At 64.0% G+C, this 13,162-nt stretch carries 6 protein-coding genes and 1 pseudogene; 3 read left to right on the forward strand and 4 right to left on the reverse strand.

What is annotated here, in order from left to right; genetic code table 11:
- Positions 1-746: 746 nt before the first annotated feature.
- Entirely contained in the window at positions 747-1,538 is a 792-nt protein-coding gene (locus tag EHS19_RS09710; protein ID WP_151917570.1) for an ABC transporter permease, read from the forward strand.
- 394 nt (positions 1,539-1,932) lie between these two features.
- On the opposite strand, the gene EHS19_RS09715 is transcribed toward EHS19_RS09710, so the two are convergent.
- A complete protein-coding gene (locus EHS19_RS09715; protein ID WP_151917571.1) occupies positions 1,933-5,199 on the reverse strand; it encodes a UPF0182 family membrane protein in 3,267 nt (1,088 codons plus the stop codon).
- 149 nt (positions 5,200-5,348) lie between these two features.
- Here EHS19_RS09715 and EHS19_RS09720 point away from each other — a divergent pair, with 149 nt between their 5' ends.
- Positions 5,349-6,668 (forward strand): glycoside hydrolase family 3 N-terminal domain-containing protein, encoded by a 1,320-nt coding sequence (locus EHS19_RS09720; protein WP_151917572.1) that lies wholly within the window; start codon positions 5,349-5,351, stop codon positions 6,666-6,668.
- 275 nt (positions 6,669-6,943) lie between these two features.
- Here the strand turns inward: EHS19_RS09720 and EHS19_RS09725 are convergent, their stop codons facing one another.
- From EHS19_RS09725 to EHS19_RS11100, 3 genes are all read right to left on the reverse strand, one after another.
- Positions 6,944-9,595, reverse strand: a complete 2,652-nt coding sequence (locus tag EHS19_RS09725) for an exo-alpha-sialidase (protein WP_151917573.1) — start codon at positions 9,593-9,595, stop codon at positions 6,944-6,946.
- Positions 9,596-9,741: 146 nt separating this feature from the next.
- Positions 9,742-11,754 carry a DEAD/DEAH box helicase gene (locus EHS19_RS09730; protein WP_421745579.1) on the reverse strand — a complete coding sequence of 671 codons (2,013 nt, stop codon included), beginning with the start codon at positions 11,752-11,754 and terminating at the stop codon, positions 9,742-9,744.
- 209 nt (positions 11,755-11,963) lie between these two features.
- Complete coding sequence (locus EHS19_RS11100; RefSeq protein ID WP_206666356.1) at positions 11,964-12,107, reverse strand: hypothetical protein; 144 nt, start codon at positions 12,105-12,107, stop codon at positions 11,964-11,966.
- Between the two features lie 49 nt (positions 12,108-12,156).
- Between EHS19_RS11100 and EHS19_RS09735 the strand changes: the two are divergent.
- A pseudogene (locus tag EHS19_RS09735) lies at positions 12,157-13,162 on the forward strand (endo-alpha-N-acetylgalactosaminidase family protein); the annotation flags it as partial.

A 13,162-nucleotide genomic window follows, 5' to 3' on the forward strand; every position in this document is an offset into this window, starting at 1 on the left:
AATAATTACAAAATGGCGGAATTCCAATGTTTCTGGACCATGCTGCGTCAGGCGTGCGTGTCACGGGACGTGGAAATAGGGTGAAACGTCGTCGCATGACAAATCGTTCAGCCACGCGGCGCAAAAAACGCCTGTTTTCTCATCGCGTGGCTGTCGATTCAGCCGTGGGGTGCGATGTGACCGCTTACATTTCATCGCGTGGCTGCAACGGTCGGTGTTTGGGTTCGGGGCGATCGTAATTCGGGAAAAGATCGTTGATCTCCCGAATTTCGATCGCTGCCGATGGCTCAGTGAACGAAATTCGGGAATGGAGCGGCTATCTCCCGAATTATGATCGCTTGGAGCTCCTCAGTGAACGAAATTCGGGAGCAATGGGGATTATTCCCGAATAATGTTCACTGACGCAACCCCAGTGGTCCGTCTCGTAATTGGCTGAGTAGTGCCGCCCCTCTGATGACGTTGCCGTGAAGGGCGGCAGACCACCCTGCATCAAACGGCCGAAACAGACAAACCTTCTGCCCCGGCCGGCACGAGACGACAAAAGTCCGCAAGCGCGCAAATAATGGTGATGCGGCTCGCCCGCCTCCCCTATCCCATCGGCTTGGAAGGAATCGGCATGCGCGCCGCGTACACGGCCGGATCGGCGCGCGGGCTCCTCACCTTACCGTTCACCGCCCCTCTCGGCAACAGGTCGATGTGCACATCGTGCGCATATCGGCGTCACCCGCGCGAAAGGGGAAGGTGATATGCAGGATTCCGCTCGTTCGTTGAGCAACCGTGCCCGCGACTATGCGGCCACGGCCATCGCCGTCGTGGTGCTGCTCGCCGTGTGGGAGGCATGGGTCAGGCTTGCCGACGTACCGTTGAGCATGTTTTCGTCGCCCACGCAGATCGTCAAGGCCACGTGGGATTCATGGCCGACGCTGTGGCCGGCCACGCAGGTCACCGCCTATGAGGGATTCGTCGGCTTCGCGTTCGCGGTGGCCGCCGGCGTGCTGATCGGCGTCGCCTTCTACTGTTTCCGCACGCTCAACGCGGCATTGTATCCGCTGTTGTATGCGGCGCAGACGCTGCCGCTGATCACCGTCGCGCCGCTGTTTCTGATCTGGTTCGGATTCGAGGTCTCCGGCAAGATCATCATCACCGCCTTCTGGGGTCTGTTCCCGATCGCCGTGCAGACGATTCGCGGACTCAAGGCGGTCCCGCAGTTCTATTCCGATGTGGCGCTCACCTGTGGCGCGACACCGACGTGGACGCTGTGGAACGTCAAGCTTCGCGTAGCGGCGCGGCAGATCTTCGGCGGCGTGCGCATCAGCGCCGCCTACATCTTCGCCACCGCCACCACGGCGGAATACCTCGGCGCGCGCAAAGGCATCGGCATCTGGCTGATGGCGGCCTACAACTCGTTCCAGACGCCGCTGATCTTCTCGGCGACGATCGTCATCATCGTGCTGACCGTGCTGCTCATGGGCATCGTCAACGTCTGCGAGCGCGTGCTGCTCGGCCCCGTCGACGAGGACGACGATCCCGACGCATGACCCGCTGCACCATCAACGGCAGCGGGTCGGGCGACCACAGCCGCGCGAACGGGAAAGGCAGCGCTCTTCACCCAATCGCGTGAGCGCGCCGATCCGCACACCGAGTTATACGCTGCGTTGTCACGCGACGCGAAAACCAGCGTTTTTGGCGTCGCGTGACAGATCACGACAATTCGCGATCATCCGGCATGGTGTCGCATAACCGGAAAACGGCGGAATACCAGCAACCGCAATAGTGACCACATGCGCCAGCGTGTCACGCGACGCGAATTCCGCGCAAATCGTCGTCGCGTGACAACGCAGCCGGACAACGCAGCCGGACAACGCAGCCGGACAACGCAGCCGGACAGTCGCTGCACCGCACTCGGCTATGGCAGACTCAGCTGCATGCACGCTACTGCAGGCTCATCGCCTTGTCAAGCGCGGCCTTGAGCTCCTGCTGCGCCTTGCCGTAGGCGGTCCAGTCGCCCTTGCGCATGGCCGCGTCGGAATCCTTCATGGCCTGCGCCGCATCAGCCAATGCGGCCTTGAGCTCGGCGCTGGCACCCTGCCCGCTGCCATTGCCCTGATTGTTCGTCTGATCAGAGGTGTCATTGTTCGAGGTGCCTTTGTCGCCTTGGTCGTCACCGTTCTGCGTGTTCGTGTCACCGTTCGTTTCGGTCTTCTTGTCGGAGGCGTTGTCGGCATCACCGGCAGCCGCGCCCGAATCGCCGCCGAACACCTGATCGAGCGCCTGATCGAGCGTGTCGGCGAATCCCACCTGATCGCCGAAGGCGACGAGCACTTTCTTGAGCAGCGGGAAGCTGGTCGAGCCGCTGGAACGCACGTAGACCGGCTGCACGTACACCAGTCCGCCGCCGAGCGGGAGCGTGAGCAGATTGCCGCGCACCACATTCGTGTCACCGGATTGGAGCAGGTTGAGCTCCTTGGACACATCGGCGTTTGCGTTGAAGTTGTTCTGCGCCTGACCGGGGCCCGGCACGTTCGAGTCCTTGGGCAGCTCCTGAAGGCGAATCGTGCCGTAGTTCGGTCCGATCACGCCCTTCTCGTTGCCCGCGTCGGAATCCACGGAGAGGAATCCGGTGAGGATCTCACGCGTGGAGCTGCCGGCGGGGATATACGACGAGGTCAGCGAGAACACCGGCTTGTTGGTGCCTCCGGTCTGCAGCGTCAGATAATAGGGCGGCTGGAGAATGTTCTTCTGCTGCGCGGCCTTCGATTCGGTCGGATCGACCGGGGTCTGCCAGAAGTCCTCGCCCGAGAAGAACTGGTTGGCGGACGAGACGTGATACTTGGCGAGCAGTTCGCGCTGCACCTTGAACAGGTTCTCGGGGTAGCGCAGGTGGCTCATCAGATCGGAGGAGATGTCGGAGATCGGATGATACTGACCGGGGAAGATGCTCTCCCACGCCTTGAGCACCGGATCGTCGGCATCCCATGCGTACAGGTCGACCGAACCGTCATAGGCATCGACGGTGGCCTTGACCGAATTGCGGATGTAGTTGGCCTTGACCGAGCCCAGCGCGCTGATCGTATTCGACGTCTCCGTGGTGGAATCCTGCGTGGCCTCGCCGAGATCGGTCATCTGCGAATACGGGTAGGCGTCCGACGTGGTGTATCCGTCGACAATCCACTTGACCCGCCCGTCGACCACTGCCGGGTAGACGCGGCCGTCGAGCGTCAGATATGGCGCGACCTTGGCGACGCGCTCCTTGGGGCTGCGATCATAGAGAATCTGCGACTCGGCGTTCACACGGTCGGAGAAGAGGATCTGATCCGAGCCGAAGCGGATGGCGTAGAGCAGACGGGAGAACACGTTGCCCAGACTTGGTCCGCCATTGCCGGTGAAGGTGCGCGTGGCACCCTTCGAGCCGGTCGGATAGTCGAATTCCCAGGGTGTGGTGCCCTCGGGTGCGCCGACGATCGAATACTCGGGCGCGTTCGGCGAGAAGTAGATGCGCGGCTCGTAGTGCTGTGATTCGGTGAGTTTGCCCTGCGTGGGGATGCCCGACTCGAAGAACTCGGGCTGGCCGTCCGCGGTCACCTTGTTGCCGTATGCGGCGACCACGCCGTAGCCGTGCGTGTAGACGGTGTGGTCGTTGACCCAGTTGCGGTTGTCGTTGCCCTCCAGATCCAGCTCGCGCGCGGCGATGACCGTGTCCTGGCTGACCCCGTCGATCTCGTATTTGTCGACCGCGAGCGTGTCGGCGAACGTGTAGTACTGCTTGGACTGCTGCAGCTGCTTGATGGTGGGGCTGACGACCTGCGGGTCAAGCAGACGGATCTGCGCCGTGGTCTCCGCGTCGGACGACAGCGCGCCGGATTCGCCCTTGGTCGTGGCCTGGTACTGTTCGACCTTGACCTTGTCCAGCCCATATGCCTGCTGCGTGGCGACGATGTTGCGCTGAATATACGTCGATTCCGTCTCCTGGGCGTTCGGATCGACCTTGAAACGCTGCAGCAGCACAGGCCATGCGACGGTGAGAATCATCGACACGACCACGAATGCGGCGATGGCCACCAGCGGCGTGCGCCACGCCTTCAACGCGGCGGCCGCGCGCACCGACGGCTTCGCCGGCCCTTCAAGCGCATGGGATCGCATCAGCCACAGGCCGAGGAAGATGCCGAGCACGGCGGTGAGCACCGCCATGATGATCGACACGGGAATGGTGGCGTGCACGGTGGTGTATGACGCGCCGGTGAATCGGCTGCCCTCGACCGTCAGGTGCGAGAACACTCCAAGCACCTGCATGCCTGCCCATGACAGCATGACGAGGATGAACCAGATGCCGATCTGACGACGGGCGCGCTTGGTCACGGCCAGAATGCCGCGGCCTTTGACCGGCATCGTGAACCGGATGCCACCCATGAGGAAATGCGTGACCAGCGAGAACAGCAGACCCATGACCAGCAGCAGCGACACCGCGGACGCGATCAGCGTCAGGCCGGGCAGCACGAAGACATAGAACCCATTGTCCAAGCCGAACTGCGGATCGACGGTACCGAACGGCTGCGCGTGGAACATGAGCAGAATCTGCGACCAGCTCGCGTTGAACCGCGCGCCGAACAACACGCCCACCAGCAGCGAGACGACGACCGCCACGCGACGCGCGCTCTTCGAGCTGACGCCCTTGCCGACCTCGATGACGTTGCCGTTGACTCTCACCTTCGAGCCGTCGGCATCGTCCGGCCGGGCGTGAATGGCCAGCGTGGCCGACACGTAGCTGACGATCGCGGCAAGCAGCGCATAGGCGACCCACAATCCGACCCTGACGCCCAGCTGCGTCCAGACGACGCTCTGGAATCCAAGCTGCCCGTACCACATGAGATCGGTGATGAATCGCGACAGGCCGAAGAACAGACCGACGAGCACCGCCAATACGAGCACCACGGCGATGAGGATGCGCCAACCACGGTCGGCATGCGACACCGACGTGCGGCCGATGCGCGGCAGATACGGGATGCGCGGTCCGCCCGAATGCTCGCCATGATACGAAGACCGAGTCTCCTCACGATGCGGATCGTCGCCATCCGTCTCGACGTTCACGACGATCGGATCGTCGTCATCCGCGCGAGAGCCGCGATTCCCCGACGGTCCGCGGCGAGGGCCGCGACCGGAATCGGGATCGAACATGGAACCAAACACATCGAAGAAGGACATGCCACAAGACTACCGGCATGCCGGGGACGAGTGGTTACGCCCTGAGCCGAGAAACACCTGACGGAACGCAACGACACGCGACAGGATACGGCACGGCTGCAGACCGGGCGAGCGCGCCCGATACATACGCAATGCCATAATCGTTGTCCATGACAACACGAAAGGCGCTCCACGCACGTCGCGACGAATCCCGGCCACGCCGCTGGCCGCTGGTGCTGACCGCGCTGATCTGCGCGATCGCGGTGATCGCCGCATCGCTGATCTGGATCAATCAGCGGGAGCAGACGGCCAGCCAGTCGGCCCAGTCGGCCACCAATGCCACGAACAAACCGCCATCCGATGATCACGACGGACGGCAACCCACCGACAAGCAATCCGACGACCAATCCGATACGACGACGAACGCCGCCAAACCGGCAAGCGGAACCACCCCACAGGAGAAGGCCGCCAACGCCGTGGCCGACATGAGTCTGGAGGAGCAGGTCGGCCAGCTCATCATGGCACCGCTCACCTACGGGTCCGACGCCTCGGCGCTCAGCGACATGATCACCGACCGGCATGTGGGGTCGGTGGTGCTCATCGGCGCATGGCAGAACGGCGTGGACGGCGTCAAAGCGTCCACCGACGTGCTGCAGGGCTATGCGCCGGACGGCAACCGGCTGATCGTGGCCACCGATCAGGAGGGCGGCCAGGTGCAGCATCTGAGCGGCGCCGGCTTCGATGCGATGCCGTCGGCGAGCGCGCAGGGGCAGATGCCGACGCAGACGCTGCGCTCCAATGCCGCCGGATGGGGACGCTCGCTCGCCAAGGCCGGCATCAACGTGGATCTGGCACCGGTCGCCGACACGGTGACGGTCGATCGCGCGTCCAACGCCCCGATCGGCGCGCTCGACCGCGACTTCGCTCTGGACGCGGCCGGCAATGCCTCGCATGCCGCCGCATTCCTCGACGGTCTGCGCGATGCCGGCGTGCAGGGCACGCTCAAGCACTATCCCGGTCTGGGATCGGTGACGGGCAACACCGATTTCACCACCGAAGGCATCATCGATACGACCACCACGCTGGACGGCGCGGAGATCGGCGCGTTTACGACCGCGATCGGTCAGGGCAAGCCGGGCATGGTCATGATGTCGCTGGCGACCTATCAGGCGATCGATCCGAATGCGCCGGCGGCGTTCTCCTCGACGATCATCGACGGGCATCTGCGCGGCACGACCGGCTATGACGGCGTGGTGATCTCCGACTCGCTGTCCGCTGCCGCAGTCTCGGGCATCCAGCCCTCCGAACTGGGCGTGCGGTTCGTCGAAGCGGGTGGCGACATCGCCTGCATCGGCGATCCCTCGTATGTGCAGCCGATCATCGACGGTCTGCTCGCCCGCGCCAAATCCGACCCGGATTTCGCGAAGAAGGTGGCGAAGTCGGCGACCCGCGTCATGACGCTGAAATACCGCATGGGGCTCGCCAAGTAGCCCAAGCGGCTCAAACACCCTAGGCACTTCACATAGCAGGAAGCGGCCCAGACGACGCTTCGCACCGAGCTTGCATCGATCGTCTGCGGGAACCGTTGGAGGCCGATCGTGCGCAATCCGCATGAACCCGGCATCGAACACACGAATGGGGTCTGTCCGCGACTTACGGACAGACCCCATCATCATGAATAGCGACATGAATAGCGAATCGGGGACCGGTCAACGCACCGCTTCCCGATTCGCTAGGCGCTACGTAGGCGCTACGAATGTGGCGCTTATGCGCGGCGCCGCAACGCGACCGACACGCCGGCTGCAGCGATCAGCCCAGCCGCGACCAGCGCGATCATGCCGGCCGTCGAACCGGTGTCGGCAAGCCCGCCATCGCCATCCGGCTTGGATGGATTCTTGGCGGGATCCTTGCCGGGCTTCTTGGACGGATCAGGCTGATGATCATCCGGCTTGGTGTCCGTTCCCGTATCGCCGCCGCCGTTCTGACCACCGTTGCCGCCGTTGCCGCCGGCACCATTGTCGCCACCGGTACCGTTATCGCCGGTGCCGCTGTTGTCACCGCCACCGGTGCCGCCATTGCGTTCCACCAGAGCCTTGGTGGCGGCGGCAAGCCGCTCGGTCGCCGCCGTCACCTCCGCCTTGGTCGGATTGTCGCTGTTGGCGATCCCCTCCGCGTACTTCAGCGCCGCCTGGAACGCGGCCCACGACTGCTCGGTGTACTTCGACTGCACCGGAGCATTGTCGCCGGTGACCTTCACGATCTCGTCAAGCAGCGCCTTGCCCTCGGCTGCGGTGGGACGCAGCGACTCGTCGAGCGCCTTGCGCCGCTGCTCCAGCTGCGCGTACGCCTCGCCGATCTGATCCGTGGTCGCGTCCGTATCGGCGGCGACCCTCTTCGCGTCCGCGATCGCGATCTCGAACGCGCGCCACGCCGCAGGCGTGTACGTCGATTCGGAGAGTCTTCCCGCATTGATCTCCGCTTCGATCCGGCCGATCAGCGCGGTCAGTTCGGCGTTGTCGGCGCGCCGCACGAGCGCCTCGCGCGCGTCGAGCAGACCGCTGAGCGCGTCGGACACCTCGCCGGTGGTCGCACCGGTGCGTGCGCTCACCTCACGCGCGTTCGCGAGCGCCGCAGCGAACGGCTTCCATGATTTCGCCGTGTAGTCGGACTCGTTGAGTTTCTCGCCGTCGATCGTCGTGATCGCGGCGTCGAGTTCGCTGGTGTCGGCGGTGTACGTCCAGCCGGTCTTGCCGCTCTTGTCGAGCAGCTCGGTGATCGTGAACGTGTCGTAGAGGATGCGCCCCGCGTCGGGGGTGACCTCGCGCAGCAGGCCGATCGTGTTGCCGTCGATCTGGGCGAGGCTGGAGTAGGAGAAGCTTTCGGTGGTCGGGTAGCGGATGTCGTTGTTGTTGAGCCAGGTCACGTCGCCGTTGTCGGCCATCGAGCCGATGCGCACGATGCCGCCGACGCGCTTGACGCTCACCGTGTAGGAGCCCATGACGAGGTTGCCCCACGTCTTGCCGGCCGTGTCGGTGAGCGTGCCCTTGACGTTGATGAACGAGACCTTGTCGTTGGAGCCGGTCTGCAGCTGCTTGTCCTGCGCGGAGTTGGTCCAGGTCTGTCCGTAGTCGGAGCTGACCTGGCTGGCGACGTAGTTGCTGACGTTGCGCGAGTACATGCGCAGTCGCCCGTCCGGCATGCGCACGATCTCGGATTCGCTGGTCGACGAGCCGGGGACCGAGGAGCCGCGGTGCCATGTCGCGCCGTGGTCGTCGGAGTAGATGACGCTGGCGCGCATCACGTTGCCGAGGTTGTTGTAGACGGGGAACAGGAGGCGTTCGGTGCCGTCCGCCTTGACCACCGTGGTGCCCAGTCCGACGCCGGTGCCGAGGAAGCCCTCCTGCGGGGTGGTCTTGATGCCGTTGAGCACGCGCGGCTCGCTCCACGTCAGTCCGTCGGCGGTCACGTCGGCGGTGCGCATCCAGATGTAGCTGGTCGGGTACACCTTCCATTCGGCCTGCGAGTAGAACACGTTGTTCTGGATGTCCACGTCGGACTTGGTGGTCGCCGTGGCGTACTGCTTGGTCATCTGCGGCGCGTACGCGTCGCCTGACTTGGTGTAGAGGTTGTATTCGGCATCCACCCATACCTGCTGCTCGGCGTTGCCGGCGATTGACCGGATCGGGCGCAGACGCTGCTTCCTGCCGTTGACGGTCGCGTCGAAGACCGACGAGTCGTCGATGTAGTACACGTAGTCGCTCGCCTTGGTGGAGCCGGGCTGGTCGGCGGTGCCCTTGGCGATGAGCATGTTGCCTTTGGCGTCGAGTCCGGTGGATTCCTTGCCGACCTGGTTGGGGTTGAAGTTGCCGACGTAGGCGGGCATCGCGTCGATGATGCGGAAGATCGTGCCGTCGGCGGTCTGCAGGATGGACGGATCGATGAACGAGGCGTTGCGATCGGCCTTGCTCGACGGTCTGGTCGGCCAGTCGACGCCGTTCCAGTCGGTGGTGGCGTCCTTGACGTCGACGAAGTGGTCGGTCATGCTCAGCGTCCACGTCTTGCCACCGTCCTTGGAGAGGCTGACCGCGGCGTCGATGTTCGCCGGCGAGTCGGCTGTGGTGCCCCAGCGCACGTCGGCGGAGGCGAGCACCCAGCCGTTATGCAGGGTGAGCAGGCCGGGGATGCGGAACATCTTGCTGTTGAGCGCCTGCGATTGGACGCCGGGGAACGGTTCGCTGAGATTGTCGCTGACCGGTTTGGTCCATGAGCTGAGCGGAGTGCCGTCATTGGCGCTGCTGTCTGCCGATGCGGGGAAGACGGTTGCCAATGCCGCCGTCATCGAGGCCGCCGCGGTGAGCATGGCGATGATCGCCGCGGGCCTGCGCATTCCGCGTCGTTGCCGGGATGCTGTTGTCATATGCGTTCCTTCTTCGGTGGTTGTCTACCCCGGTTTCATGCAGCATCGCATGGCGAACGGGGGCATTGACACACACTGTAGCATCATGTGCATGACGTATCGGTCACGCGGCGCGTGCGCGCCATGTGACCGACATCACCCGACAATCACTTGGAGAAGCGGAATGGAGTGCGCCCGTTCCTGCGCGAACCGTGATGCATCGGATGCCGTCCGCGTGCATCGCCGGCTTTGCCGTAGCGTGCGGATGGCAGCTGCGCGCCGAAGGATTTGGAGGAGGACTTCGACGAGCCGCGCCGATCATCACTCACCGATCGACGCTCGGAGAACTGTGCCGAACGGGTCTCGAACGCTTCGCCCGCAAACTCTCCGCCCTTCAGGTCACGACGCTCCTTGCGCGCGCCTGCCATGCCACGGGGCTTCTTGCGGCTCAGGCCCTTCTTGCGAAGCTGTGCGCGCGAGCCTTCGATCGCGAACGGCTCCGGCCGCTCATCGTCACGCATCGCATCCCGGCTGTCGAAACGGGAGGACGCGCGGGAGGGACGACGATCACGATCGGATCGGATCGCCCGATCCGCCCGCTGCACTCCCCCACGCCTTGATCGACGATCATACTGACGCGCGTCGGCGGCACGATCGGCACGCCCGGATTCGTCGGAAACGCTTTCGGCGTCGAATTGTCCCAGATGGCGCAGGGCCTTGGCTTCATCCACCGGCGCGTCGATCACGCCGATCTCGTCGAAGCGGCGTCCCTTCGCACGGGAGCGCCCGGAGCGACCAGAGCGACCAGAGCGCTCGGTCCGCTCGACGCGGTTTTTGGCGTGCGGGCCGCCAAACGGCTGCGTCTTATCAAGGCTCCATCCAAGGACCGGTTCGGCCCGCTCCCCCACCAGTTCGAGCAGTTGCGGCGAATCATGGCGCACCTTGACCGGCTTGACATGGATGCCAGCGGCCTTGAGCATGCGTCGGGATTCGCGGCGCTGGGACGGCTGGACCAGCGTCACCACGGTGCCGGACTTGCCGGCTCGCGCGGTACGGCCGGAACGATGCACGAACGACTTCGGGTCCTCGGGCGGATCGACCTGCACGACCAGCTCCACGTCGCTCACGTCGATGCCTCGCGCGGCGACGTCGGTGGCGACCATGACGTTCACGTCGCCCTCCTCGAAGGCGGCGAGATTGCGGTCGCGCTGGTTCTGCGACAGATTGCCGTGCAGCTCGGCGGCGGGAATGCCCTCCTGAGTGAGCTTCTTGGCGAGGTTCTTCGCCTGATACTTGGTGCGGGTGAACAGGATGCGACGACCCTTGCCGGAGGCGAGCGCCCTGACGACCTCGTTCTTGTCGGATTTGTCGATCTCGAAGACGACCTGCGTCATCGTGTCGACGGCGGCGGTGGGCTCGTCGACGCTGTGGGTCTTCGGATCGCGCAGGAACTCGCGTACCAGTTCGTCGATGCCGTGATCGAGCGTGGCCGAGAACAGCATGTGCTGCGCATCGGGGCGAATCTGCTCCAGAATGCGCCTCACGGGCGGCAGAAAGCCCATGTCGGCCATTTCATCGGCCTCGTCAAGCACCACGATCTCGACATCGGACAGGACCAGCGCCTGCTGCCTGATGAGATCCTCCAAGCGCCCCGGGCATGCCACGACGATATCGGCACCCGACTTGAGATCACCGATCTGACGCTTGTATCGGACCCCGCCGTAGACGGTGGTCGTGTCGATGCCGGCGATGCGGGCCAGCGGGGCGAGCACGTCGTTGATCTGATTGGCGAGTTCGCGGGTCGGCGCGAGCACGAGTCCGCGCGGATGCGGCATATAGTCATCCGCCTTGCGCTCCTCAAGATGATCCAGACGGACCTGCTTGACGTTGCGACGGAAATCGGCCATCGACATGCCGGGCTCCCACGCCGCCTCGCACAGGCGGGCGACCAGTGGAATGCAGAATGCGAGGGTCTTGCCGGAGCCGGTCCGGCCGCGGCCGAGAATGTCCCGGCCCTTGAGCGAGTCGGGCAGCGTGTCGGCCTGGATGGGAAACGCGGCGGTCTTGCCGTCAGCGGCGAGCACGCGCAGCAGCGGGCCGGGCACGCCGAGCTCGGCGAAGGGGACGGCGTCTTCGAGCAGCGGCGAATCATCCGCCGGAGCGGAATCGGTCGGGTTCACGGAAGCGATGGCAGTGGTATCAGCGGAGTCAGCGGAAGTCACAGTGGTGGTATCGGTAGTAGGCACAATAATCTTTCATATTCAACAGACAAAGCGCATCATGCGCAAACCTGTTCACTATACCCCATGCCCGCTACTTTCGACGCACCGATGCCGACCAGGCACCGGCCAGGCACCGACTTGACCCCGGCCGGACTCCCAGCCTGACATCAGCCGACGCGCAAACGGTCGATCCGCAATGCCAACACCGCAATGCCGGAATCGCAACGATCTGCAATATCGGCATCGCCATGATAGAGCCGCAATGATAGGATGAACCCAACCACCGGCGGGGGCGCAGTCATCAACGTCACCGCCCTCACTCAACGATGAGAAGCAAGGGTACCATCAATGAAGATACGCATGGCATCAGCGATGATCGCCGTGTCGCTCGCCCTGACGCCCCTCGGAGCGTCCGCGGCGACATACGTCATCGAACAACCGTTGCGGCAGACGTCGCCGTCCATGACGGTCAGGCGCAACGAGACCGCACCGCAATCCGTCAGGGGATGGAGTCTTGACGAACGGACCGCCAAGGGAGGTGAGATTCTCGCCGAACAGGGCGACTGGCTGCGTTTCGCCTCCGCGTCCGGCAACGGCAACTCCGCGTCGGATGCGTCGAAGTACCCGGCGATCGCCGTATACGACAAGTCCTACGATTTCACCAAACCGGGCTCGTTCCACGCCACCGTGCAGTCGCCCTACAGCGCCGACACGAACCGTTTCGGCTTCTATCTGGGCTACGACGGACCGGGCGACGGACTGTTCGTCGGCTTCGACAGGAACGGCTGGTTCTGGCAGAAGTATCAGGATGGCGACGGCCCGTGGTTCGATGATACGAACCGCATCGCCGCGCCGGGTGCCAACCAGCCCGCATCGGTGACGGTCGCATGGGACGGAGCCAAGGCGACGGTGACCGTCGACGGCGTCAAGGCCTTCGACGTGGACTATGCGGACATGCAGGGACTCACCTCGACGCTGGCGATGAAGGCCGGCTCCTACAAGGACGACACGCACGACGAGAAGACCGATGTCTCGATCAAGGACTTCCCGGCCGAGACGGCGACGCAGTTCGACACCGAAACGCTCTCCACGGCGGACATGACCGTGCGCGTCAAGAGGAACTTCCCGTCGGTGCTTGACTACACGATGACCAAGCTTGGCGACAAGATCATGTACGGCCAGCCGAAGGACGTGCGCACGGTCGCGATCAACGGCACGAACCTCACGCTCAAGGACTCGGATGTCAAGTTCATGAAGAACTCCAGCACGAAGGCCACGTATGAGCTGACGCTTAAGGATACGGCGAAGAAGATCGACGCGGTGCTCACCGTGGAGATCACCGTCAAGGCGAACCAGCTGCACATGA

Origin of the sequence: Bifidobacterium jacchi, assembly GCF_009078285.1 — a bacterium.
Lineage (GTDB): Bacteria > Actinomycetota > Actinomycetes > Actinomycetales > Bifidobacteriaceae > Bifidobacterium > Bifidobacterium jacchi.

What these genes read in the sequence shown, in the direction of transcription:
- EHS19_RS09710 (WP_151917570.1), top strand. Translation starts at nt 747, where the DNA reads ATGCAGGATTCCGCTCGTTCGTTGAGCAACCGTGCCCGCGACTATGCG.
- EHS19_RS09725 (WP_151917573.1), bottom strand. Translation starts at nt 9,595, where the DNA reads ATGACAACAGCATCCCGGCAACGACGCGGAATGCGCAGGCCCGCGGCG.
- EHS19_RS09715 (WP_151917571.1), bottom strand. Translation starts at nt 5,199, where the DNA reads ATGTCCTTCTTCGATGTGTTTGGTTCCATGTTCGATCCCGATTCCGGT.
- EHS19_RS09720 (WP_151917572.1), top strand. Translation starts at nt 5,349, where the DNA reads ATGACAACACGAAAGGCGCTCCACGCACGTCGCGACGAATCCCGGCCA.